This window comes from Actinoallomurus acanthiterrae (genome assembly GCF_054775715.1).
Genome location: NZ_BAAHCO010000001.1, coordinates 7445628 through 7469970 on the forward strand (window position 1 = coordinate 7445628; position 24343 = coordinate 7469970).

The following is a 24343-nucleotide window of genomic DNA, read 5'->3' on the forward strand; positions in this document are numbered from 1 at the left end:
CGCTCCGGTGTCGAACCGATGCGAGCGCCGCCCGGTCAGGGCATCGACCCGGGACAGAGCCCGGTCAGGACTTCGACCAGCACCGCTCCGAGGGCGAGACGTCCGCCGCCATGGTGTGTCCGGGCCGGAGCGGACCGGGTCGGATGTCCGGGCAGGGCAGGTGCCCGGGCAGGGCAGGTGCCCGGGCAGGGCAGGTGCCCGGACCCGGCGGCCGTCCGCCTGCTCGTGCGCCATCGGTCAGGGCAGCCGCCAGAAGTCTCCGGTCAGGCCCGCCTCGGTGAGCAGGCGCTGGTTGTGCTCCGTGGTGTGCGGCCGGAAGTCCGGGGCGATCCGGTCGCCGTACCAGGGCCGGGACAGCGCCCAGACGGTGGCCGCGCCGACGGCCCGGCCCATGGTCCGTCCCGTACGCGACGTCCAGGCGGCCAGATGGTCCGGTGAGCAGAACAGCCGGATGTTGGAACAGGTGTAGACGACGTCGTCCCACCACCGGGCGGCGGGCAGTGGGAAGTGCACGGTCAGCTCCGGCTCCGGTGGCCGTTCGGGTCCGGAGGTGACGCGATGACGCCGGCCGCACTCCGGGCACGCCGTGTCGATCAGGACGTCCAGCCCGAGCGCGGCGCTGATGCCGAAGGAGTCCCACGCGCAGCCGCCCCACCAGTGACGGTCGTCGCGGCCGTCCAGCGGTGACACCACGAATCCCATCGGGGCTGCGGAGAAGGGGTGGGCCATCCGGACCACGTCACCGGCCGCCCCCAGCACGAGGGCGTGACGGACGGCCAGTTCACCGAGGCCCCGTACCGTCTCCTCCGGCGAGCGCCCCCATCTGACCGCGAGTTCGCCCGCCGACGGCGCGCGCCCCTCTTCGGCGAGGGTCGCGTAGATCGCCGTGCGCAGGTCTTCCAGCCGCGGTTCGTCGTTCATCCGTCCCCCTGTCGCATCGCCGGCCATCCGGCACCGATCGCATCGTGGATCATCCGGCGCCGATCGCGTCGTGGATCATCTGGCACCCGTCGCGTCGTCGATCACCAGCGCCGCCATTCGCCGGGCCGCCCGGACCGGCGCGGCGTCCTGCCGGATGACGCCCTGGACCGCCGCTCCGTCGATGAGCACGAGCAGGTCGCCCGCCAGCCTGTCCGCGTCCGCCGCGCCCGCCTCGGCCGCCAGCCGGACGAGCGCGGAGGTCAGCCGGGCCTTGTGCTCACGTGCCGCCGCCCATGCCGGGTGGGCGGCGTCCTCCAGTTCGCTGACGGCCTTGACGAACGGGCACCCGCGGAAGGTGGCGTCGCCGCTCTCGATCGCGTCGGCGATGCGGTCGAAGACCGCGAGCAGGCGGTCCCGCGGGTCGCCGGGCTCCTCGGGCAGGAGCCAGGCGCGGTGCGGCGCGTCGCGCTGCCGCAGCGTCTCCGCGACCAGTTCGTCCTTGCCCGCGAAATGCCGGTAGAGCGACATCTTTCCGATGCCGGCCCGCGCGGCGAGCGCGTCGATGCCCGTGTTGCCGATGCCCTGCTCGTAGAACATCGCCTCGGCCGCCCGCAGCAGCCGGACCCGGGCGTCCTTCGTTCCGGTCACAGCCCGTACGATACAGATCGGTATCGTACGGCGGCAAGGCGCGGACCGGCGCGAAGGGGCCCCACAGCAGGACGACCAGCGCCGTGAGCGCCGACACCCGGACGACCGCCGCCCTCATCGCTCGCCCTCCGTATCGGCGTGTTCCGGCACCGGCCGTTCCGTCCCAGGCCCGGCCGACGCCCCGGACGCGCCCGGCGTTTCAGGTACGCGGGCGGACGCGCCCGGCGTTTCACATACGCGGGCGGACGCGGCGGGCAGTTCGATCCGCACGCGCAGACCGCGCGGTTCGGCCGCGGACAGGTCGAGCCGCCCGCCCGACGCGGCGACCAGTGCGTGCGCGATCGTCAGACCGAGCCTGGAGCCTTCGACGTTCTGGTCGGCGGGACGCCGCCAGAACGGCTGGAGCGCGTCGCACGCCTCCTGCGGGGTCATGCCGGGGCCGGTGTCGGTGACGGACACCGCCACCCGATCCGGCGGGACGGCCTCGACGGCGACCGTCACCGTGCTTCCCCGCCCGGAGAACTTCACCGCGTTGTCGATGATCACGTCGAGTGCCTGGTCCAAGGTGTCGGGGGCGGCGCGAGCGTGGAGTTCCCCCGGCTCCGGGCCGGTGATCCGCACCCCGCGCCGGGCGGCGAGCTCCCGCCACCCGTCGACCCGGTCCCGCGCCGCCGCCAGGACGTCCACGTCCACCGCCCTGACCGCGTTGGCCTCGGCGGAGGCGAAGGCGAGCAGCGAGTCGTAGAGACGGGCCATGCGGCCGACCTCCTCCAGCGGCCATCGCGTGGTCGTGGCGTCCGTCGGGGGCCACCGAGGGCTCCAGGTTCTCCAGCCACAACCGCAGCGCCGCGAGCGGTGCGCGCATCTGGTGGCTGGCGTGGGAGACGAACGAGCGCTGTCGCTCCAGCAGCACCGCGATCTGGCTCACCATCGCGTTGAACGACGCGGCCAGCCGGCGCAACTCGGGTGGCCCGGTGCCGCTCGCCACCCGCTCCTCGAACCGTCCCTGACTGAGCGCGTGCGCGGCGAGATCGAGCTCGGCCACCGGCCGCAGCACCCACCGGGCGACGAGCGCGACCACCACCACGCCCCCGAGGACGGCCAGCAGGGTTCCGGCCAGCAGCCGGCCCCAGGTGTCGACGATCCCCGCCCGCAGCCGCCCGGTCGGCGAGATGGTGACGGCGGCACCGATCACCTCGCCGTCGTTGGTGACCGGATTGGCGACGACCATCGGCGCGCGCCGCCAGGGCCAGATCGTGCGGTTCACGGATGCTCTCGCCGGTCAGCGCCTCCTCGATCCGGTCCCGTACGGGCCTGGGGCGCAGGTCGAGGCCGGGCTGGGAGCCGATGGCGAGCATGCGGTCCCGGTCCACGATGGCCACCCGGATGCCGAACAGCGTGTCGTACTGTCGCAGCTCAGCGCGCAGAGCGGCGGTCCGGCCGGTGCGCAGCGCCGTCTCGGCGACAGAGGCGAAGCGGGCGGTGTCGTCCGCCCGGTCGATGTACATCGCCTGGGAGTAGCGGGCGGCCACGTCGGTCGCCAGCGGATACGCCATCGCCAGCACGGCGGCGGCCAGCAGCGGCAGGTAGGTGAGGTACAGGCGCCACCGCATCCTCATTCCCCGCAGGGGACGATGCGGTAGCCGACGCCGTGCAGTGTCTCGATCCGTACCTCGTCGCCGAGCTTGGCGCGGAGCGTAATCATAACTCGCGGGATCGGGGCCGCACGAGGGACTCACGGCTCATTCCGAGGCCCGGACCGCCCGGCCGGGAGCCGTCCCTCGCGTTTATTCGGTGGTGCCGCCGGGCGTGATCATCCACACTGGGTTGCCGTGGGATCGCTGCACGTCTTCGACATGGACGGAACACTCCTCGAGGGAACGACTGCCAGCCTGCAGATCGCCCGGCGCCTCGGGTCGACGGCGGAACTGGTCGAGCTGGAGGCGCGGTTCGCCGCCGGTGAGATCGACACTCGGGGGTTCTCGGCCGCCGTCCACCGGATGTGGCGGGACCTGACGCCGTCGGCGGTCGCCGACGCCTTCGCCTCCAGTCCTTGGCTGACCGGCATCCGCGAGGTCTGCGCCGACATCCGCGAACGCGGCGAACGGTCCATGGTGATCACCATGTCGCCCGACTTCTTCGCGCGGCACCTCCTGGAACTCGGCTTCGACGAGGTGGTGGCCTCCCGGTTCCCGGCGCTGCCCCTCGTGGAACCGCTGGATCCGGCGAACGTCCTCACCCCGGATGACAAGGTCCGCATCGTGGAGGAGATCTGCGAGCGGGCCGGTCTCGCGCACTCGCGATGCGTCGCCTACGGCGACTCGATGTCCGACGCTCCGCTGTTCCGCCGCCTGGCCAAGACGGTCGCGGTGAACGCGGATCACCACCTCGCGGACCTGGCCGTCCTCAGCTACCGCGGCAACGACCTGACCGAGGCGTACGCGCTCGGCCGCGCCCTCCTCACCGACGCTCCCATCTGAGTACAAGTACGGATGTCGGTCGCGCCGCGGGCTGCGATCGTGTGCGTATGCGACGACTCGTGCCGATCACCGTGACCCTGTTCCTCGTCGGGGGGTGCGGTGTGATGCCGTCCGCGGAGAACAAGGCGACCGATGACGCGCGCGACAAGGCCCGGCGCGTCGAGAACCGGCTCTACAGCGGAGGCGTCCGGTCCGCGCAGGACATGGGTCATCTCGCGGACGACGTCGAGGGCGTCGACGTCATGCGGGTGACCGGCACGACGACCGCGCGGGGCGACGGGGTCGGCGTGATCATCCGGGTCTCCGGCACCGCCTCGAAAGGCTGGGTGGAACCAGAGGAGATCACCGTGCTCCGCTGTTTCGAGCTGCGGTTCTCCCCCAAGACCTCATGGGGCACCGAGCCGCGCGATGTCGAATGCCCGCCTGGCGGGCCGCTCACGTTCACGCCGTGGCCGAAGGGCCCGGAGATTCCCTACGAGCGGCTGCGGAAGGCCCTCCCCCGCGTACCGCGCGGGGGCGCGGTGGACGAGCGGAAGGTCCGCGAGGCCGTCGCCTCCCTTCACCTCGATCCGGCGATCCACGCCGATGTCCAGGCCGCAGAGGGTGTGGTAGGGGTCTCGCTCCTGGTCAAGCCGTATCTCGGCGACGCGCTCGACTGCGTTCTGGCCCGGGTGGCTCCGGGCCGTACGGACGTGTGGTCCCCGTCGCGGATCCAGCGCATGCCGGGCGAGGGCGGGTGCGATGTCGGCAACGCCGTCCACCCGATGCCACCCCCGCACTGACGGTCGGCGGGTTCGCCGGGCGCCGCGGGTGGACGAGTGATTCAGGTGGCCGGCTCTCTGGCTGTTAGGCCTTTCACAGCGCTCGTGGCGGCTGGGATCCTCAGGGGGTGGCCGTGGAGCGGGAAGTGATGATCGTACGGGCGGCGCGGACCGTCCGGGAGCGGATCGCGGAGCTGCTCGGAGCAGAGGCCGGCGAGGTGAGCGAGCGGCTGGACGCGCTGCTCGCCGAGCGGAGGCCCGACGTTGACGCGATCGTGGAGTTACTGAGCGGGCGGGACGCGACGCGGCAGGCGATGCGGGCGGAACTGACCGCGATCCAGCAGGAGGAGACGCGGGCCGACTACGCGGCTCCGGCGGGGCTCGCCGCCCCGGCCGCACCGATCGTTTACAACTGCCTGGTGTGCGGGTTCGCCTATCCGGTGTTCGAGGTCGGTGAGCCGTATCCCGAGGCGTGCCCGAACGGGCACGGGCGTCTGATCGAGGCGGGCTGAGGATGTTCGGGGCCGTCTGGACACCGCTCGGTGGGAAGGTCGCGGACAAGTGGGCGGCACTGCTGCTCTCGCCGGTGCTGGTGTTCTGGGGCGGCGGCGTGCTCGCCTGGGTGTACGGGCACGGCGGGTTCACTGGAAGGAGCTCCGGCTGGCGGGCCCTGGACCGGCAGTGGCGGCGGTCCTTCGACCAGCCGACCGCGGCCGCGCAGGTGGTGCTGATCATCCTGGCGCTGCTGGTCGTCGCGGCCTCGGCGCGGATCGTCGCGACCCTGACGCTGCCGGCGCTGCGCCTGCTGGAAGGGTACTGGCCACGCTGGGCCGAGCCGCTCCGGAACTCGATGGTCCGGCTTCGGTCGAGGCGCATCGACCGGGTCGCGGCGCGATGGCGGGAGCTCGCCGTCAAGAAGGAACGCACCGGAGCCGAGCAGCTGGAGTACGCCAGGCTCGACGCCGGCCGGGCGGCGGTGCCGGCCGTACCCACCGACCGGATGCCGACCCGCATCGGTGATCTGCTTCGCGCCGCCGAGACCAGGCCTCGGCAGCGGTACGGGCTCGACACCGTCACCTGCTGGCCGCGGCTGTGGCTGGTCCTGCCCGAGCAGTGCCGTACGGAGATCGGCGCGGCGCGGGCCAAGGTGGACGAGGCCGCCACCGTATGGATCGTGGCGGTGGCGTTCGCGGTGTGGACGTACTTCACCTGGTGGGCGCTGGTGGCCTCGGTCGTCGTCGCCGCGGTCGCCCACCGGGTGCTGCTGTCCGCGGCCACGGACTACGCGGTGCTCCTGCAGTCGTGCTTCGACGTCCATCGCAAGTCGCTCTACGAGGCTCTCGGCGTCCCCTGGGACACCAGGACGGAACCGCAGGACGGCCTGCGCATCACGACACACCTCGCACGTGGAACGGCCCTCGGCGAACAGGAGTAGGCGTGGAACTCAGGCACCGGCTGCAGGCGGAACTGGCCGTCCGGCGTCTCGCCGGCAGCCGGACACTCGACGACGCGGCGATGATCCTTCGTGATCTGCCCGACGAGCTGCTCGAACGCGTCGAGGCCGTCAGCGTCGACCGGTTACACCAGGCTCGCCGAGGGACCGGCGCGGAGGCACGACGCTGGGAAGGCCTTGCCTGGGCCGTCCAGTCCGCCCGGCTGCGAGGTGCGGGCGGCCTGCCACGGCTGCCCCGCCGAAAACGGCTGCTCGGCGCCACGGTCGCCCATCTTCAGGCCGGGGTCGAAACGGTCATCTACTCCGACGACGCCGGGCAGGTGGCGCAGGCGATCGAGGAGTATCCCGAGCTCCTCAGCCCGCACGTCGCCACCGCTCTCGAAGATCTCGTCGAGAAGCTGACCCTCTCCGACCGGAAGTTCGCCACGGCCCATCGCGTCCGGCTGCGGCTGGAGGGGCTTCGGCAGGGCGGGCGCTTCCATCCGGACGAGTTCCTTCCGGCCGGCGAAGCCCAGCGGAGGCTGATGGCCCTGGTGGAGCGTTTCGTCGAGCTGCGTGAAAGCTCCGACGACCCTCGCGTAGTCGACGCGATGCTCGAATACGGCGACCGGATACTGGGCCACCCCCAGTGGGCACAGGTGGATCCCGAAAGCCGGATGCACCTGCTGAGCGACATCGCCAATGGCTGGCATCTCCGCTTCGAGGACAGCCGCGCCGAGGCGGACGGAGAGCGAGCCCTGGAGCTCTACCGCGACCTGGTCACCGAGACCCCGCTGGACTTCCCCGACCACCCCGGCCTGCTCGCGAACCTCGGCAACTGTCTGCGCCATCTGCGGCGTGCCGAGGAGGCGGTGACGGTCCTGCGCGTGGCGGTCACGGCGGCGGGCCCCGGCTTCCGCAGAATCCACCTGCTCCTCAGCAACCTCGGAATCGCGGCGCTCGACGTGGCCATCTCACGCGACGACGGCGCCGCCCTGCACCGGGCGCTGGCCGCCCTCACGCTGGCCGTGGACGGCCACGACGATCCCGAGTTCCCGACGTTCCTCACCAATCTGAGCCGGGCGATGCTGCTGCGATACCAGCGCGAGGGCCGTCCCGAGGACCTGACGGGCGCGCTCGGCAATGCGCGGAGCGCCGCGGAGCTGGCTCCGCGGAACTTCTACGTCCAGGGCCACCTCGCCGAGGTCCTCGCCGTGACAGGCCAGAACCAGGACGCCCGGACGTCCCTCGACCAGGCCCTGGGGTTGGTACCGCCCAGGCAGCCCGAACGTGCGATCTACGCTTCCCTGCGCCAGTTCTTGATCGACGAGCCTCGGTCTCCTGCTGCCCCCGGCGAGCGCCCGACCATGGACGACATCCGTTCCCTGGTGAACACGGCCACCGACACCGAGCTCCCATCCTCCGAACGCCGCCCGGCGCTCGACCGCATCGTTCAGACGCTGGAAGTCAGTGTCGAACGGGCGGCCTCCCGCGAGGACGAACTCCGCTGCCTCGACCAGCTCGCGAGCGCCCTCACCACCCGCTACACCGTGTCCCGCGACCTGAGCGACCTCGACCGCGTCATCGACCTCGACACCCGGCTCGCTCAGGACGACCCGTCCCCGCTCAGGACGCTGCAACTGGGAGCACGGCTGTTCGACCGCCATCACGACATCCCCTCACTCGACACGATGCGCAGAGCCGTGACGGTCCTGCGCGAGGCCTACGCGGCCTGCCCCGCCGACGACCCCGATCGGTGGGAGTACGCCGAGGAACTCGGGACCGCCATCACCGAGCTCTATCTCCTGACCGGCGACGAGGACTTCCTCGCGGAAGCACTCACCTACGACGCGGAGGCCCTGCGGCTGCTTCCCGCAGACCATCCGGAACGTCCCGGCGTTCTCCTCGACGTCGCCATCGCCCGCTACGAACTGGCCCGCCCCGGGGAAGACGTCTCAGGTCTGCTCAGCGTGGGCGCCGGCGATCCGCTGGCGGAGGGACGTTTCGGGCTCCGCCTTCGCGCCCGGTATCTGCGCCTCGGCGACGTCGCCGCCCTGGAGGCGGCGATCACCCTTCACCGCGCGGCGGTCGAACACGCCACGAGCGAACTCCAGACCGCCTACCTGACCGCCCAGCTGTGCGGAACCCTGCGTCTCCAGGCGGGCTCGGCCGACCGGGCCGCGGCGCTCGCCGAGGCCGAAGGGCTCCTGCGCGAGCGCATGGCGGCCATCGAGGATCCCGACGCCCACTCCATGCTCACTTCCAACCTGGCGGGCACTCTCTTCGAGCGCTACGAGGCGACCGGCGACGGCGCCGCCTTGGACGAGTGCATCCGACTGGACGAAGCGGCGATCAGGCACACCGAACGCGCCGACCCCGAACTCATGAGCGGCCTCGGCACCGCGCTCAACGCTCGTTACACGCTCCTGGGCCGCAGGCAGGACCTCGACCGCGCGGCGGCGCTCCTGCGCCAGGCGGTGGACCTGGAGGTCAGGGGACCGGAACGCGCGGTCTTGCGCAACTCCCTCGGAGTGACCCTCCGCCTGCAGGCGCAGGCCGACGACCGGCCAGAGCTGCTGGCCGCCGCCGCGACCCTGATGCGGCAGGCCGTCGAGGAACTGCCACCCGGCGCGCCGTACCGGGCCCAGTACATCGCCAACCTCGCCGGCGTCACGCTCGAACTGGACCAGGACGAGGAGACCCGGGTCGCCGCGGTGTCCGCCATCCGCGAGACGCTGGACGCCGCGCCTTCCCCGGCGGGCCGAGCGAGCCTGCGGCTCTCCCTCGGCCGCCTCCTCCGCGCCACGGACGAACAGGCGGCCGCGACCGAGCTGGCCGCCGCGACGGCCGCGACCGATCCCACCGTCCGGATGAAGGCCTACCGTGCGCTCGGCGAGCTGCTGATCGACCGAGAGTTCTGGACGGCGGCCGCCGACGCGCTCGTCAGGTGCGTCGGCACCTTCGGTGAGATCTTCGACCGCCAGGCCACGCGGCCCTACCAGGAGGCCTGGCTCAAGGAGAGCTCCGGTGTCCCGGCGCTGGCAGCCCACGCGCTGGCCAAGGCGGGCGACCTGGATCGCGCCGTCGAGATCCTCGAGTCCGGCCGGACGCGACTGCTCAACCAGGCGCTCGTGGCGAGGCCCGCCATGGTCAGAAGGCGGCCGCCGGAGCACCCCGTCGTCCACCTCCTGGCCGCCGCCGACGACGGCCTGGCGATCATCACCCGGCCCGACGGCACACGGCAGGCCCTGTGGATCCCCGAGCTGGGCACCGACCTTCCCGCTCGGTTCGGGACCTACGCCGAGGCGCTGGTCCGCCAGGAGGGTTCGGAATGGCCGCGGGCCCTGGACCAGATCACCTCGTGGCTGGGTGAGTCCGTCCTGGCACCCCTGCTGGAAGCCGCCGGGACACCGCCGGATCTCACGATCATCCCCGTCGGCTTCCTGGCCTTTCTCCCCCTGCATGCGGCGTGGACCGCCGATCCGGCGGCTCCCGGAGGCCGCCGATACGCCCTGGACTCCACGGCCATCCGCTACGTACCGAATGCCGCGCTGCAGGCCGGGGAAGCGACCGCCCCATCGGCCGTGCTGACGGTCGCCGACCCGGAGCCCGTCAGCGCGGACCCGCTCCCCTACGCCCGGCTGGAGTCCGCAGGCGTGGCCGCCCACTTCTCCGACGCCAGAACGCTCATCGGCCCCTCGGCCACCAAGGACACGGTCGGCGCGCTCCTGCCGCGGTACCCGGTGATCCATCTCGCCTGCCATGCGACCACCGACGTCCGCTTCACCCTCGACAACGGCCCTCTCCTGGCCGGCGACGACGTGCTCAGCCTCCGCGACATCCTGGACCTCCCGCTGGCGGCCGACCTGGTCATAGCCTCCGCCTGCCAGACCGCATTCCCCGACGCCGGCCTGCCCGACGAACTCGTCAGCCTCCCCACGGGGCTGCTCCAGGCGGGCGCCAAGGCGGTCATCGCCTCATCGTGGAAGGTCCCCGACGCATCGACCATGGTCCTCCTCCTGGCCACCTGCCAGATCTGGCTGTCCGGCGCCGACGCGACGCGCGTGCCCGAGGCCCTCCGCTCGGCCCAGCGCTGGCTCCGCACCGCCACCACGTCCGACATCCTCGCCCGCTTCACGGGCCCGCCCTGGCCCTCCGAGATCTCCCAGGCCCTCCGCCGCCTGCTGGCTTTCGAAGAACCCACCGCCACCCCCTTCGCCCACCCCGTCCACTGGGCGGCCTTCGCCTACTACGGCCCCTGACTTCAGCCGACCGCGACCGGCGAGGAAAGAGCGCGGTGGCCGTGACGATCCAACCGGCACCGAAGAGAACCCTTGTGGTGCCACCCACTTACACTCTTACAACGATTACAGATGGGTGGGCCGCGGTCCACCGCGGGGAGGAGACGGGAGCCGATGAGCCTTCGTCAGTTCGAGTACGCCCTGGCCGTTGCGGAGGAGGGCTCGGTGACGGCGGCGGCGGAGCTGCTGCACGTCGCTCAGCCGTCGGTGTCCCAGCAGATCCGCGGCCTGGAGCGGGAACTCGGCGTGGAACTGTTCGCCCGCACGCCGACCGGACTGGTGCCCACCGTGGTCGGCCGCGCGTTCCTGCGGGAGGCGGAGGTCGCGGTGAGCGCGGCGCGGCGGGCGAGTGCGACGGCGCGGGCCGGTGCCGATGAGCTGGTGGGCGAGCTGGTGGTCGCGGCGCAGATGGGCTTTGGCACGCGGCAGCTGCCGGGCGCGCTGGGCGCGTTGCGCCACCGCTTCCCGCGGCTGGAGGTCACCGTCTTCGAGGAGCCGAGCTCCGCCGAGCTGGAGCGACTGGGGCGCCGGGGCGTGCTGGACCTTGCCCTGATGGCGGCGTGCGAGCAGTCCCCCGACGACGCCCACCACCTCGGCGACGAGGAGTTCGTCGTGGTGCTGGGCGCCGGGCACCGGCAGCTCGCCGCAGACCGGGTCGAGCTGCGCGAACTGGAGGGAGAGCCGTGGGTGAGGTTCGACCGCGACAGCGCGCTCGACGGCGTGCTGCTGAATGTGCTGCGGGACAACGAGCTGACCCCTGCCACGGCCGCCCGCGTGTCCCAGACGGCGACGGCCGTGCGCTGGGCCGCCCACGGGCTGGGGGTGACGCTCGTCCCGGCCTCCGCGGTGCCCCACGGTCACGAGCACCTCGTTCGCCCGGTGTTCCCCGTCGTGTCCCAGCCCGTCATCGCCGTGGTCCGGCACGGCGCGGGCCCGGCGGAAACCGCCCTGCTCGAACTCCTGCGCCAGGAGACCTGGCACAATTCCGCATTCTTCTCGCCGGCGTCCTGACGGCCGATAAGGGAGCGGGCGCCGCTGAATTCTCTTTATCGAAACCGGCGTTCCGGAATGCCGCCGGCGTCAACCCCGGTGGAATTCGCCGCCGTCCACGACGAGATTGCTCCCGGTCAGCCAACTCGCCCGGTCGGACACGAGGAACAACACCGCGTTGGCAATGTCGTCGGGCCGACCATCACGCCCCAGCGGCACGGTGATGTCGGTCGCGCTCGGCGCCGCGGTGTTGTTCTGGTCCGGCGCCGCGTCCATCCGCGCCCACTGCTCCCGCGTCGCTTCGCCGCCGGGAGTGGCGGTCCTGCCAGGAGAAACCGTGTTGACCCGGATTCCGAACGGGGCCAACTCCAAGGCCAGTCCCCGGCTGTAGTTCTCCAGCGCCGCCTTCGCCGCCGTGTAGTGCAGGAACGGCGCTACCGGGGTGGGGACCACGGCCGAGGAGACGTGCACGATCATCCCCGAACGCCGTTCCCGCATCCCCGGTGTCAGCAGCGAGTCCAGCCGCACCGACGCCAGGAGGTTCAGGTCCAGCGCGTCCTGCCACTCCTCGTCGGGGATGGCGGAGCTGCCCTTGTGCGGTCGCGCCCCACCCGCGTTGTGGACCAGGACGTCCACCCCGCCGAGCATCTCCTGCGCGGCCGCGGCGAGCGCCTCCGCGCCGGCCCGTGTCCGCACGTCGGCCTCCACGAAAGCGGCCCCCTCCGGCACCGTGCTCGTCGCCGACCGGGCGGTCGTGAGCACCTCAGCGCCCGCGTCCAGGAGCTGGCGCACGACGGCCGCTCCGATTCCGCGAGAACCACCAGTGACCAGGGCCCGCTTTCCCGCGAATTCTCGCGTTCCCGATCCGTTCTCGATCGTGGTCATGCCACCGGTCCTCTCGAATTGCGTGTTCGTCCGCCCGACGAAAAGGATCGCCGTGCGCAGAGCGCGAATCTTCGGAGAAATCGCGGTGAGCACCTCGTCGAGCCGTTTCACGGTACGTCCGGAAAAGAAAGAGCGGCAAAGACGAAAAGTCAGCAGGCACCATAGGGAATTCCTATGGCACTGGCACAGCATGGCACCCGCCGCAGCACTCACGACGCGCGTCGACAGCGCCGTTTTCGCTGGTCAGCGCAGCATCAGGAGGAGTGGCGGAGGCGTACGGGAATCGAACCCGCCGACGACGCCGAGCGCCGTCCAAAGGTTTTGAAGACCTCGGGGGCCACCAGGCACCCTCCCGCCTCCGCCGCTGAGCCTACTCATCCCACGCTGGTGCCGCGCCAGAGGATGGCGCGTTCGGCGGCGCTCCACGCGGTAGAGGTCAGCAGGTACAGGCCCGCCGCGAGTGGAACGTACGCGGCGACCAGGACGGTGCCGAAGGGCAGCAGGCGCATGACCGCCCCGACGGCTCCCGGCTGAGGAGTCTGGCCCGTGGACATGCGGCGTGACGTCCACCAGGCGACCATGGCCAGCAGGAGGAACACGGCGAGGAAGACCAGGCTGTGCGGGCCGAAGGCGCCCGCCGACAGGAGCCAGCGCCGCCCGAGCGGCACGCCGAACAGTGTCTGGGCGAGCAGCAGGTTGGCGTGGCCGCCGACGGACGGGGACAGGAACAGCCGGTAGACGACGGTGAAGACGGGCAGCTGCAGGAGGGCCGGGCCGACGCCGGCGAACATCGACGTGCCTTCGGCCCGGTACAGCGCGGTCACCTCCTGGTGGGCGCGCAGCGGGTCGTCGCGATGGCGTTTCCTCAGTTCTTCGACCTGAGGGGCGAGCCGGAGGCGGGCTCGGCCGGCGGCGGCCTGGCGGCGGCTCAGGGGAAGCAGGGCGAGGCGGACGCCGGCGGTGAAGACGACGATCGCGAGGGCGGCGCTGAGGCCGCCGGTGAGCGGGTGGAGGGCGGAGGTCAGTCCGGTGACGAGGTCGTACGCGACGCGTACGGCGTCGTCGAGAACAGCGAGCATGGGAGAAGAGCCCCTTCGAGCAGGTCGTGGACAGGCGGAAGGGCCGCGCCCGTCACCGGCGTCCGCCGCGTGCGCGGACGCGGCAGGCACCAGTGATCAAGGGACGGCGGCGAGAACGCCTCGTCTCACGGGGCTCGAACGCGCGGGCGGCCGGGCGCGTCGGGATCGCGGAGCCGTACGAGCGCGGAGCGGCCCGCGCGGTCGCGGAGCGCGGCGGCGCGTACGGGCGTGTCCGCGGCGATCGCCGTCGGGGCGTGGTGGACGGCCAGGACGATGAGCCCGGCGACGGCCAGGGTCGCGGCCGCGATGAGGACGGCCGACGGGGTGAGCGCGTCGGCGAGATCCCACCACGCGATCATTGCCGCGAGGGCTGCGGCGAGTACCCGGGCCATGTCCTGACTGACGCACTTGATCCGCGCCCGGTTCCCACGGATCGTCCCCTGGATCCGATACCCCGGCCCCACGGACCCCGTATCCCAGGCCTGGTTCCCACGGATCCGATGTCCCCCGCCCGGTTCCCACGGATCCGGCGTCCACGGCGCGGCGACGGCCGCGCGATAGGTTTCGCGGTATGGGAGAGAGCGGAGCGCTCGGGACGACCTACCGTCTGACGCAGTACGCGCACGGTGGCGGATGCGCCTGCAAGATCCCGCCCGGGGAGCTCGAGGAGGTCGTGGCCGGGCTCATCGACGCGGAGCGCCCGGACGATCTACTCATCGGGCTGGACGACGGCGACGACGCCGCGGTCGTGCGGATCCAGGGTGACCGGGCGGTGGTGGCCACCGCCGACTTCTTCACGCCGGTCGTCGACGATCCGTACGACTGGGGGCGGATCGCGGCGGCGAACGCCCTGTCGGACGTCTACGCCGTCGGCGGGGTCCCCGTCGTCGCGGTGAACCTCCTGGGCTGGCCACGGGACACGCTCCCGATGGAGCTCGCGCGGGAGGTCCTGCGCGGGGGGCTCGACGTGGCGCGCGAGGCCCGCTGTCACCTGGCGGGCGGGCACAGTGTGGACGACCCGGAGCCGAAGTACGGGATGGCGGTGACGGGGCTGGCGGATCCGGGCCGGCTGTTGCGCCTGGACGCCGGGCGGCCCGGCACTCCGCTGTCCCTCACCAAGCCGCTCGGGGTCGGCGTGCTGAACACCCGGCACAAGGCGACGGGCGAGGTGTTCTCGCAGGCCGTCGCGGCGATGACGACGCTGAACGCCGAGGCGTCGCGGGCCGCACTGGAGCGGGGTCACCGCTGCGCGACCGACGTGACCGGGTTCGGCCTCCTGGGGCACCTGTACAAGATGGCGCGGGCGAGCGGTGTGACGGCGGTGGTCGACTCCGCGGCCGTCCCCTATCTGGAGGGGGCGCGGGACGCCGTGCGCGCGGGATACGTCTCCGGGGGGACGCGCCGCAATCTGACGTGGGTGACGCCGCACGCCGACTTCGGCGCGGCCTCGGAGGAGGACCGGCTGCTGCTGGCCGACGCCCAGACCTCCGGCGGGCTGCTCGTCGCCGGTGAGGTGCCGGGCGCGCCGGTGGTGGGCGAGCTCGTCGCCCAGGGGCCGGACGCCCTGGTCGTCCGCTGACGCGTTTCCGTACGTCACCGAGGCGGCACCCCGTGTGGCCGGTTCGGGGACGGACAAGGCATGATCCCAGCTGTGAGCTCCGTGCACGGCACCGACGTGGAGTACGTCGCCGACCTGACCGGGATCTTCGTCTTCGCGGTCACCGGCGCGCTGGTCGGCGTGCGCAAGCGTTTCGACGTCGTCGGCATGGCGGTGCTCGCGGAGATCACCGCGTTGGGCGGCGGGGTGTTGCGGGACCTGGTCATCGGGGCCGTGCCGCCGGCGGCGTTCCAGGATCTGGGATACACGACCGTCCCGCTCGCCGCGACCGCGCTGACCGCCGTCTGGCATCCGCATCTGGAACGCATCCGCCGGACGGTGCTCGTGCTCGACGCCGCAGGGCTGGGGCTGTTCAGCGTGGCGGGCGCGATAAAGGCCCTCGCCTTCGGCCTGGGGTCGCCGGCCGCGGTCGCGCTGGGGGTGATGACGGCGATCGGCGGCGGCATCCTGCGCGACGTGCTGGCGCGCGAGGTGCCGAGCGTCCTCCACGATCGCCAGCTGTACATCGTCCCCGCTCTCCTGGGCGCGACGACCGCCACGGTCGCGTACGGGCTGGGCGCGCACGGATACGCCGTGACCCTCGTCACGGCCGCGCTGGCGTTCGGGGTCCGGCTGCTGGCGATCCGGCTGCGGTGGCGAATGCCGCGGGCGCGCGGCCTTCAGGACCGCACGTGAAACGTTCCTGTCCGGCTTCGGTCAGGCGCGGATCAGTGGGATCCGGGAGCCGAAATCTAACGTCTTAGGTAAAGGCTGGTTTGCACAGCGGGCCGCAGACTAGTTGGCTAGTACAGCTTTGTGGGGTTATGCAACGAGGGGCGGTTGTCCGTGCACGAATCACCTGAGGGCTACGGCCAGGGGCCGTACTCCAACCAACCGCAGGGTCAGGGCGGCTACCCTCCCCAGCAGCCGTACCCGGGTCAGGGCTATGGGCAGGGCCAGCAGCCCTACCCGGGCCAGGGCGGCTACGGCGAAGGCCAGCAGTCGCCGTACTACCCGAATGACCCGAACCAGCCGTACGGCGCTCAGCCGCCCGGTGGCCAGCCGCCCGGCGGCGGCTGGGGTGGAGGCGGCGGGTACGGACCGTCTGAGCCGGGCGGACCCGGTGGCTGGGGGCCGCCGCCGGGGGGAGGACGGAAGAACAACGGGCCGGTCATCGTCGTGGCGATCGTGGCCGCGCTGGTCGTCCTCGGGGGTGGCATCGCGACCGCCGTGGCGCTGAGCGGCGGCGACGACAAGAAGAAGCCGCCGATCGCCGTCAGCACGTCGCCGCTGCCGACCACGTCGCCGACGGGGGGCTACCCTACGGTCGAGCCGTCCGACAGCCCTTCGGTGCCCACGTCCTCGCCCACGCTGGACGCGGCGGCGACGGCGCAGCCGGGTGACTGCGTCAAGAACGCGGGCACGCAGTCGAAGCCGCACCTGGAGGACTCGAGCTGCCACTCGGGCGCCTACAAGGTGCTCAAGCGCTACAGCGGCACGTCGGACTGGGACAAGTGCAAGGGCGTCCCGGGCTACACGGCGGCGTACCGCCGGCGCAACACCTACACCTTCATGAGCTTCGTGCTCTGCATGAAGAAGCTCTGACCGGCGGGCGGGGTCCGGCGTTCACGGGACGGTACCGCGCTCGCGCTGCGGGACGACGGTGTACTTCGGGTCCTCGGCCGAGGTGTGCCCGGCGTACAGCACCGCGAAGCGGGTGCACAGCGCGCCTCCGGTGAGCGACAGGCCGGCGAGGACGCCGGCCACCCGGCTTCGCCCTGCCGCGAGAGTGCCGGCCGCTCCGACCGCGGTCAGCGCTCGCCCACAGCGCATCAGGACGCCCGCGCGTCCGATCCGGTACGGCTCGGAGATCAGTTCCGGCTGCTCGCGCATGCCGACGCCGCGTTCGAGGGCCCCGGCGGCCGCCAGTTCGAGTCCGGCGCCGAGCAGTGCCATCCGGCGGGCCGGCCCTGCCTCGCCGCGCGGCGTGGCGATCATGCCAATGGCGCCGCCGCTGGCCAGTGAGCTGCCGGTGAACAGCAGCGGCAGGTGACGGTAGGCCTCGTGCCAGGCGGGCACGGCCGTGTCGGCCAGCAGCACGCCCGTGTAGGTCGCGACGATCGGGCCGGTGACCGCGGAGGCCATGCCCGCCGCGCGGCCCAGCGACGGGGCGATCCCGGTGACGGCGGACGCGGCGGCGGCCGTGGTGAGGCCGCCCTGCCCGGCGAGGACCCAGGAGCCGACGCTCATCGGCGAGGTGGGCTTGAAGACCCGCAGCATGTTGAAGAACCGCTCCGGTCGGCCGAGCTCGGCGATGAGCAACCCGCCGCCCGCCGCGGCCGCCGCCGCGGCCGTGAGCCTGCCGGTCAGCGCGAGCCTGGGCCGCCCGGTCGCGTCGGCCAGCGCCGCCATCGTCGAGGAGGCGCCCGACAGCCCGCCCAGGTAGAGGTAGGCGGGCATGTGCGGAGCCTTCCAGCGCGGCTTCTTCAGCACCGGCCGGCCGTAGTAGGAGCGGAACTCGGCGCGCGGGACCATGCGCTCCTCCCCCGCCCACCCTCCGCCACGCCCGGTGCGGCCCGACGACATCAGCGCCTCCTGAGGAACGACAGGGCCGTCCCTCCGGCCAGGGCGAGTGCGGCGCCGCCGGCCCACCGCCACATGGCGGGCAGGTCGCGGGTGGTGACGACCGGGTCCGGCGGCAGGCCGTACACCTCGGGCTCGTCGAGGAGCAGGAAGAACGCGCCCGCGCCGCCGACGCCGTCGCCCTCGTCCTCGCCGTAGAGGCGCGCCTCGGTCACGCCGTCCTCGTGGAGCGCGTCGAGGCGGGTCTGGGCGCGTTCTCGCAGTTCGTCGAGGGGACCGTACTGGATGGAGTCGGTCGGGCAGGCCTTGGCGCAGGCGGGTTCGAGACCGGAGCCGGTCCGGTCGTAGCACAGGGTGCACTTCCAGGCGCGGCCGTCGTCCTCGCGGCGGTCGATGACGCCGTACGGGCACGCGGACACGCAGTAGGCGCAGCCGTTGCAGATGTCCTCCTGCACGACGACCGTGCCGACCTCGGTGCGGATCAGCGCGCCGGTGGGGCAGACGTCGAGGCACGCGGCGTGGGTGCAGTGCTTGCACACGTCGGAGGCCATGAGCCAGCGGGTCTCGGCACCGTCGCCGACCTGGTGCTGCCGGGTCTGCTCGACGAACGCGACGTGCCGCCAAGTGCTCGCGCCGAGCGCGCCGGTGTTGTCGTACGACATCCCGGTGAGCGTGAAGCCGTCGTCGGGGACGCCGTTCCACTCCTTGCAGGCCACCTCGCACGCCTTGCAGCCGATGCAGACGGACGTGTCGGTGAAGAACCCGTGGCGCTCGGGCGGATCGGGGTAGCCGGCGTTCTCTGCCACGTCCGGGAGCGGTCCGTACAGGCTGTTGCTCATGGTCAGTCCTCCGGGATCCCGGCCATGCGGCGGTAACGGCGCACGAGGGCGCGCAGGGCCGGGCCCTGCGGACGGCGGCCGGGCTGGATGTCACAGGTGGCCGCCTTGCTCTCCTGGATGTGGGTGTTCGCGTCCAGCACGATCGGCAGCAGGTCGTTGGCCGAGTCACCGCGGACGACGCCGGCGGAGCCCCAGTGGTATGGCAGCCCGACCTGGTGGACGGCGCGGCCGTGGACGCGGAGCGGCCTGACGCGGTCGGTGACGAGGATCCGGGCCTCGATGGCGGTGCGCGCGGAGATGATCGTCGCCCAGTCGCCGTGGACGAGGCCGCGTTCGGCGGCCAGCTCCGGCGACACCTCGCAGAACATCTCCGGCTGCAGTTCGGACAGGTACGGCAGGAACCGGCTCATGCCGCCCGCGGTGTGGTGCTCGGTGAGCCGGTAGGTCGTGACGACGTACGGGTAGACGTCGCCGCCGACGGGGTTGTAGCGGTTGCCCGGACGCGGGTAGAGCTGCCGGGTCGGGTTCGCCTGCTGCCCGTACAGCAGGTTGCGCACCGGCGACTCCTGCGGCTCGTAGTGGGCTGGCAGCGGGCCGTCGACCAGGCCGCGCGGGACGAACAGCCAGCCCTTGCCGTCCGTCTGCATGATGAACGGATCGGTCCCGGCCAGGGCGGCCTCGGCGGTGGCGCCGGGCGGCGGTTCGTACGACGGCGGCTTGGTCTTCTCGAAGTCGGGGACGTCGTGGCCGGTCCACTGCTCGCCGTCCCACCAGACGTAGGCCTTGCGCTCGCTCCACGGGCGTCCCTGCGGGTCGGCGGAGGCGCGGTTGTAGAGGATGCGGCGGTTGGACGGCCACGCCCAGCCCCACTCGGGCGCGACCCAGGACTGCTCCGAGCCGGGCTTGCGGCGGGCGGTCTGGTTGACGTCGTCGGTGAAGCAGCCGGAGTAGATCCAGCAGCCGCTCGTCGTCGAGCCGTCCTCCTTCAGCGCGGTGAACCCGCTGAGCGTCCTCCCCTCGGCGTCATATCCGTTGATCTCGCGGAGCACCGCCTCCGCGGACGGGTCGTCATACCGGCCCTCGGTCGGGTAGTCCCAGGTGAGGTCGAGGACGGGCCGGTCGATCGGATCGGCCGAGCCGGCCAGCCGCTCGCGGATCCGCAGGCCCAGGTGGTACATGAACCACAGGTCGCTTCGGGCGTCGCCCGGCGGTTCGAGCGCCTTGTGGTGCCACTGCAGGAGACGCTGGGTGTTGGTGAACGTCCCGCCCTTCTCCACGTGGGAGGCCGCGGGCAGGAAGAACACCTCGGTGCCGATCTCCTCGGAGGTCCACTCCCCCGACTCGAGCTCCGGGCCCTCCTTCCAGAAGGTCGCGCTCTCGATGAGCTGCAGGTCCCGGACGACCAGCCAGTCGAGGGAGGCCAGCCCGAGACGCTGCAGCCGGCCGCCGAGCCGACGGCGGGGTTCTCCCCCATGAGGAAGTAGCCCTTGACCTTGCCGTCGATCTGGTCGAGGACGGTCTGGTACGTGCCGTGGTCGCCGGTGAGGCGCGGCAGGTAGTCGAAGCAGAAGTCGTTGGCCTCGGTGGCGGCGTCGCCCCACCACGCCTTGAGGAGGCTGACCATGAAGGAGCGCTTGCGCCCCCAGAAGCCGGTGTCCCCCGCGGCGCGTTCGAGGTAGGTGTCGAGGTCCTCGTGCTGGTGGGCGTACGGCATCGGCAGGTAGCCGGGCAGGATGTTGAACAGGGTGGGGATGTCCGTGGAGCCCTGGATGCTCGCGTGGCCGCGCAGGGCGAGGATGCCCCCGCCGGGCCGCCCGATGTTGCCGAGCAGGAGCTGCAGGATCGAGGCGGTGCGGATGTACTGCGCGCCGACGGTGTGCTGGGTCCAGCCGACGCTGTACACCCAGGCGGTGGTGCGGTCCGGCCCCGAGTTCTCGACGACCGTGTCGGCGAGTTCGGCGAAGTCGCGCCGGGAGATACCGCAGACCTGCTCGACCATCTCCGGCGTGTAGCGCGCGAAGTGCCGCCTCAGCACCTGGTAGACGCAGCGCGGATGCTGAAGCGTCTCGTCGCGGTGCTCGGCGGGACCGGTCCGGGCCGCGGTCGCCTCGTACGTCGCGCCGGGTCCGTGCTCCTGGGTGATGCGCCGGTGAGGCTCCTCGTCGCCCTTCTGCTGCTCCTCGCGTGCCCCGGCCGCCGGTGCCGTCGGCTCACCGCCGTCGGCGTACGCCCAGGTCTCCGGGTCATAGGAGTGGCTGTCGGCGTCGTAGCCGGAGAACAGCCCGTCGAGGTCCTCGGTGTCCCGGAAGTTCTCGTTCAGGATGACCGCGGCGTTGGTGTAGCGCAGGACGTACTCGCGGAAGTCGTGGCCGCCGGTCAGCACGTGGTTGATCAGCGCGCCGAGCAGGACGATGTCGCCGCCCGCGCGGATCGGCAGGTGGCGGTGCGCCATCGCGCTCGTGCGGGTGAACCGCGGGTCGACGTGGAAGATCCGCGCGCCGCGTGCCTTCGCCTCCATCACCCACTGGAACCCGACCGGGTGGCACTCGGCCATGTTCGAGCCCTGGATGACGATGCAGTCGGCGTTGGCGAGGTCCTGCTGGAACGTCGTCGCGCCGCCGCGCCCGAAACTGGTCCCCAGACCGGGGACGGTGGCGGAGTGTCAAATACGGGCCTGGTTCTCGATCTGGATCGCCCCCAGCGCGGTCCAGAGCTTCTTGATGAGGTAGTTCTCCTCGTTGTCGAGCGTGGCGCCGCCGAGGTGCGCGAAGCCCATCGTGCGCCGGACCTTCTTGTCCTCGACGGTGTTCTGCCAGCCGTCCCGGCGGGCCTCGAGCACCCGGTCGGCGATCATGTCCATCGCCTCGTCGAGGCCGAGCCGCTCCCACTCGGTGGCGTACGGCCGGCGGTACAGCACCGTGGTCTGCCGGGTCGGCGACGTGACGAGCTGCTTGCTGGCCGAGCCCTTCGGGCACAACCGGCCGCGGGAGATCGGCGAGGCGGGGTCACCCTCGATCTGGACGACCTTCTCGTCCTTGACGTAGACCTTCTGCCCGCAGCCGACCGCGCAGTACGGGCAGACGGAGTCCGCCACCCGGTCGGCCGTCTCGGTGCGCGCCACGAGGGCGTCCGTGCGCCGGGAACGCGCCGCTCGGCCCCGCCCCAGCGGGTCGGCGCCGGTGAGCTGGCGGATCACCGGCCAGGCGTCGATGCCCACGTCCGCTCGTCGCCCCCTCCCGGTAGATCTCCTCCTCGCCCGCCCCTTCCCCGCTTCACGGCTTTTGAACCGCCGCTCTTCTCCGGAACCGCGGAGGGCTCGCCGGAGGTCCGGCGAGCCCTGCCGTTCGGGTCCTCCGCGCTCAGAAGGCCTTGCCGAGGTCGTGGGCGCGGGCGAGCGCCGCGCGGCGGCCGGCGTCCGCGTCGGCGGTGACGAGGTTCGGCCGGAACTCCACGGCCTCGACGTCCATGATCCCCGCCCAGCGCAGCCAGTCCTCGAAGAAGGGCCGCTGGAAGTCGTTGCCGAAGGCGGGGCCGCGCCCCTCGCCGTAGACGGCGCCGGTGTAGACGACGGCCGCCTTCTTGCCGCGCAGCAGGCCCGTGTAGCCCTTCTCCGGGTCGAACGCGAACACCATGCCGGGCTGGGACACGACGTCGATGAACTGCTTGAGGATGTACGGCACTCCGGCGTTCCACATCGGGACGCTGAAGAGGTACCGGTCGTAGGAGTCGAACCGCTCGAAGGTCTCGCGTGCGGCCCGCCAGGCGTCGGCCTGCTCGCCGGCCGGCTCCTCGCCCGCGAACACCGCCATCTTCGCGGCGGCGGCGGGCGGCCCGAACGCCGGCAGGGTGCCGTCCCACAGGTCGAATGCGTCGACGACGTTCCCTGGCGCGGCCTCCTGGTAGGCGTCCAGGAAGGCGCGTGCGAGGCCGAGCGACTCGGATCGGTCACCGCGCGGAGACGCGGAGATGTGCAGCAGACGGCTCATCGGTTCACCCTTTCAATCGGACCATGGTCCGGTTATCCGTGGCATCGGAGATTACCGGACTGCGGTCCGATTCTTCAAGCGGTACCGTCTGGGCATGGGCCGAGTGACCGTGCGACGGCGGATCGCGCACATCGACGAACGAGGACGCCGAGCGAAGCCCGACACGCTCGTCGTCGAGGAACCCCTCGAGATCCGCCTGGCGGGACGCCCGCTGTCGGTCACGATGCGGACGCCGGGGAACGACTTCGACCTCATCACCGGGTTCCTGTACGCCGAAGGCGTCATCCGCGCGGCCGCCGACGTCGCCGCGATGCGCTACTGCTCCGACACCGACACCTTCAACGTCGTCGACGTCACCCTCGCCGACGAGGTACGCCCGCCGGAGGTCTCGGTGGAGCGCTCCTTCTACACGACCAGCGCGTGCGGGGTGTGCGGGAAGACCAGCATCGACGCGATCCGGCAGCGCGCGGCGTACGACGTCCGGTCCGACGCGACCGTCCTCGACCCGCAGGTGCTGGTCTCGCTGCCGGAGACGCTGCGCCGGGCGCAACGGGTGTTCGAGCGGACCGGCGGGCTGCACGCCGCCGGGCTGTTCGACGCGACCGGCGCGCTCCTCGTCCTCCGCGAGGACGTCGGACGGCACAACGCCGTCGACAAGGTGATCGGGTGGGCGCTGAAGGACGGCCGCCTGCCGCTGACCGGCCACGTGCTCCTGGTCAGCGGCCGCGCGTCGTTCGAACTCACCCAGAAGGCCCTGCTGGCCGGGATACCGGCGCTGGCGGCCGTGTCCGCGCCGTCCTCGCTCGCCGCCGAGCTGGCCGAGGAGTCCGGCATGACACTCGTCGGCTTCCTCCGCGGGCACTCCATGAACGTCTACTCGGGAGCCGAGCGGCTCAAGGACTGACGGCGAGTGCGGTAGTGGGCGCGTGGCCGTACGGTGGACGGCATGCCCGACGACACGCGAACGCGCCGGATCCGCGGCGACGGCGTCGACCTGGCGGTGTTCGAGCGCGGCTCCGGGCCGACGGTGCTGCTCGTACACGGCTATCCGGACACCCACGCCGTCTGGAATGGGGTCACCGCGCAACTGGCGGACCGGTTCCACGTCGTGGCGTACGACGTGCGGGGCTCGGGAGCGTCATCCCGCCCCTCAGGGCGGGAGGCGTACGGGTTCGGTCATCTCCTGGCGGACATGAGCGCCGTGCTCGACGCCGTCTCCCCCGACGCGCCGGTGCACCTCGCCGCCCATGACTGGGGTTCGATCCAGTCGTGGGAGGCCGTCCGTACGACGCCGGAGCGGTTCGCGTCGTTCACGTCCATCTCCGGACCCTGCCTCGACCACGCGTCGTACTGGTTCCGGTCACGCCTGCGGCGGCCCTCCGGCGTGCCGGCCGCCGCACGGCAGCTGCTGCACTCCTGGTACATGGCGGCCTTCCAGGTGCCGGTGGTGCCCGAACTGGTCTGGCGGCACTGGCTGGCCGGCCGCTGGAGCCGGCGCCTGGAACGGGCCGAAGGCGTCCCGGCCGGCGACGGTCACCCGGCCCCGACACTGCTCCAGGACGCCATCGCGGGCCTGAACCTGTACCGGGCCAACATGATCGGCCGGAGCCGCGGCGCGCACCGGACCGGCGTCTCGCCACACGTCACCGTGCCGACGCAGGTCATCGTGCCCACCGAGGACGCCTACGCGACCCCCGCGCTGGCCGCCGAGGCCCCTCGCCCCTTCACCGAGCACCTGCGCGTACGGCCCGTCCCGATGTCACACTGGGGGCTCCTCGCCCGGCCGGAAGAGATCGCGCGACTCATCGCCGACCACATCGATCACACCGCCTCCGCCTGAG

General features: G+C 72.1%; 21 protein-coding genes, 1 tRNA gene and 2 pseudogenes. 12 read left to right on the forward strand and 12 right to left on the reverse strand.

From position 1 onward, the window contains the following. Nucleotides 1–237 precede the first annotated feature (237 nt). The 4 genes and pseudogenes from ACYVF7_RS35135 to ACYVF7_RS35150 form a co-directional block, all read right to left on the reverse strand. The gene (locus ACYVF7_RS35135) at nt 238–921 is read right to left on the reverse strand and encodes an alkylmercury lyase family protein (RefSeq protein WP_460349217.1); all 684 of its coding nucleotides are present in this window, start codon (nt 919–921) and stop codon (nt 238–240) included. Nucleotides 922–996: 75 nt separating this feature from the next. After that, nucleotides 997–1569 (reverse strand): TetR/AcrR family transcriptional regulator, encoded by a 573-nt coding sequence (locus ACYVF7_RS35140; protein ID WP_460349219.1) that lies wholly within the window; start codon nt 1567–1569, stop codon nt 997–999. A gap of 114 nt (nt 1570–1683) precedes the next feature. Continuing rightward, nucleotides 1684–2325 (reverse strand): sensor histidine kinase, encoded by a 642-nt coding sequence (locus ACYVF7_RS35145; RefSeq protein WP_460349221.1) that lies wholly within the window; start codon nt 2323–2325, stop codon nt 1684–1686. A 172-nt stretch (nt 2326–2497) separates the two neighbouring features. Continuing rightward, nucleotides 2498–2800, reverse strand: a pseudogene (locus ACYVF7_RS35150) (HAMP domain-containing protein); the annotation flags it as partial. On the opposite strand from ACYVF7_RS35150, the gene ACYVF7_RS35155 reads away from it, so the two are divergent. From ACYVF7_RS35155 to ACYVF7_RS35185, 7 genes are all read left to right on the forward strand, one after another. After that, entirely contained in the window at nt 2703–3212 is a 510-nt protein-coding gene (locus ACYVF7_RS35155; protein ID WP_460349223.1) for a hypothetical protein, read from the forward strand. The pseudogene ACYVF7_RS35150 and the gene ACYVF7_RS35155 sit on opposite strands and share 98 nt — an antisense overlap. A gap of 189 nt (nt 3213–3401) precedes the next feature. Continuing rightward, nucleotides 3402–4049 (forward strand): HAD family hydrolase, encoded by a 648-nt coding sequence (locus tag ACYVF7_RS35160; protein ID WP_460349225.1) that lies wholly within the window; start codon nt 3402–3404, stop codon nt 4047–4049. A gap of 47 nt (nt 4050–4096) precedes the next feature. Beyond that, complete coding sequence (locus tag ACYVF7_RS35165; protein WP_460349227.1) at nt 4097–4831, forward strand: hypothetical protein; 735 nt, start codon at nt 4097–4099, stop codon at nt 4829–4831. A gap of 107 nt (nt 4832–4938) precedes the next feature. Further along, nucleotides 4939–5322 (forward strand): hypothetical protein, encoded by a 384-nt coding sequence (locus ACYVF7_RS35170; protein ID WP_460349229.1) that lies wholly within the window; start codon nt 4939–4941, stop codon nt 5320–5322. 2 nt (nt 5323–5324) lie between these two features. After that, nucleotides 5325–6245: a hypothetical protein gene (locus ACYVF7_RS35175; RefSeq protein WP_460349231.1), complete on the forward strand. Its 921-nt coding sequence runs from the start codon at nt 5325–5327 to the stop codon at nt 6243–6245. Between the two features lie 2 nt (nt 6246–6247). Then, nucleotides 6248–10504: a CHAT domain-containing protein gene (locus ACYVF7_RS35180; RefSeq protein ID WP_460349233.1), complete on the forward strand. Its 4257-nt coding sequence runs from the start codon at nt 6248–6250 to the stop codon at nt 10502–10504. Nucleotides 10505–10657: 153 nt separating this feature from the next. Continuing rightward, nucleotides 10658–11554 carry a LysR family transcriptional regulator gene (locus tag ACYVF7_RS35185; RefSeq protein WP_460349235.1) on the forward strand — a complete coding sequence of 299 codons (897 nt, stop codon included), beginning with the start codon at nt 10658–10660 and terminating at the stop codon, nt 11552–11554. A gap of 69 nt (nt 11555–11623) precedes the next feature. Here the strand turns inward: ACYVF7_RS35185 and ACYVF7_RS35190 are convergent, their stop codons facing one another. The 4 genes from ACYVF7_RS35190 to ACYVF7_RS35205 all read right to left on the reverse strand — a co-directional run bounded on the left by ACYVF7_RS35190 (nt 11624) and on the right by ACYVF7_RS35205 (nt 13889). Continuing rightward, nucleotides 11624–12418: an SDR family oxidoreductase gene (locus ACYVF7_RS35190; protein WP_460349237.1), complete on the reverse strand. Its 795-nt coding sequence runs from the start codon at nt 12416–12418 to the stop codon at nt 11624–11626. A 264-nt stretch (nt 12419–12682) separates the two neighbouring features. Beyond that, nucleotides 12683–12778 (reverse strand) — tRNA-Sec (locus tag ACYVF7_RS35195). A 14-nt stretch (nt 12779–12792) separates the two neighbouring features. After that, nucleotides 12793–13497 (reverse strand): YidC/Oxa1 family membrane protein insertase, encoded by a 705-nt coding sequence (locus ACYVF7_RS35200; RefSeq protein ID WP_460349239.1) that lies wholly within the window; start codon nt 13495–13497, stop codon nt 12793–12795. 125 nt (nt 13498–13622) lie between these two features. Next, entirely contained in the window at nt 13623–13889 is a 267-nt protein-coding gene (locus ACYVF7_RS35205) for a DUF6412 domain-containing protein (RefSeq protein WP_460349242.1), read from the reverse strand. Between the two features lie 179 nt (nt 13890–14068). Between ACYVF7_RS35205 and selD the strand changes: the two genes are divergently transcribed. The 3 genes from selD (at nt 14069) to ACYVF7_RS35220 (ending at nt 16699) form a co-directional block, all read left to right on the forward strand. Further along, on the forward strand, nt 14069–15076 hold the full coding sequence (gene selD / locus ACYVF7_RS35210; protein WP_460349244.1) for a selenide, water dikinase SelD: 1008 nt from the start codon (nt 14069–14071) through the stop codon (nt 15074–15076). Between the two features lie 72 nt (nt 15077–15148). Beyond that, nucleotides 15149–15790, forward strand: coding sequence for a trimeric intracellular cation channel family protein (locus ACYVF7_RS35215; protein WP_460349246.1), 642 nt, complete (start codon nt 15149–15151; stop codon nt 15788–15790). Between the two features lie 150 nt (nt 15791–15940). After that, nucleotides 15941–16699, forward strand: coding sequence for an LppU/SCO3897 family protein (locus ACYVF7_RS35220; protein ID WP_460349248.1), 759 nt, complete (start codon nt 15941–15943; stop codon nt 16697–16699). A gap of 21 nt (nt 16700–16720) precedes the next feature. Here ACYVF7_RS35220 and nrfD read toward each other — a convergent pair whose 3' ends face one another. The 4 genes and pseudogenes from nrfD to ACYVF7_RS35240 all read right to left on the reverse strand — a co-directional run bounded on the left by nrfD (nt 16721) and on the right by ACYVF7_RS35240 (nt 22502). Further along, nucleotides 16721–17680 (reverse strand): NrfD/PsrC family molybdoenzyme membrane anchor subunit, encoded by a 960-nt coding sequence (gene nrfD, locus ACYVF7_RS35225; RefSeq protein WP_460349250.1) that lies wholly within the window; start codon nt 17678–17680, stop codon nt 16721–16723. After that, complete coding sequence (locus ACYVF7_RS35230; RefSeq protein ID WP_460349252.1) at nt 17680–18516, reverse strand: 4Fe-4S dicluster domain-containing protein; 837 nt, start codon at nt 18514–18516, stop codon at nt 17680–17682. Before ACYVF7_RS35230 ends, nrfD begins: the two co-directional genes overlap by 1 nt. Nucleotides 18517–18518: 2 nt before the next feature. Then, nucleotides 18519–21733, reverse strand: a pseudogene (gene fdh / locus ACYVF7_RS35235) (formate dehydrogenase). Between the two features lie 142 nt (nt 21734–21875). Continuing rightward, nucleotides 21876–22502 carry an FMN-dependent NADH-azoreductase gene (locus ACYVF7_RS35240; RefSeq protein ID WP_460349254.1) on the reverse strand — a complete coding sequence of 209 codons (627 nt, stop codon included), beginning with the start codon at nt 22500–22502 and terminating at the stop codon, nt 21876–21878. Nucleotides 22503–22596: 94 nt separating this feature from the next. Between ACYVF7_RS35240 and fdhD the strand changes: the two genes are divergently transcribed. Together fdhD and ACYVF7_RS35250 are read left to right on the forward strand one after the other, a co-directional pair. Then, nucleotides 22597–23406: a formate dehydrogenase accessory sulfurtransferase FdhD gene (gene fdhD / locus ACYVF7_RS35245; protein WP_460349256.1), complete on the forward strand. Its 810-nt coding sequence runs from the start codon at nt 22597–22599 to the stop codon at nt 23404–23406. 42 nt (nt 23407–23448) lie between these two features. Continuing rightward, a complete protein-coding gene (locus ACYVF7_RS35250; RefSeq protein ID WP_460349258.1) occupies nt 23449–24342 on the forward strand; it encodes an alpha/beta fold hydrolase in 894 nt (297 codons plus the stop codon). Nucleotide 24343 lies beyond the last annotated feature (1 nt).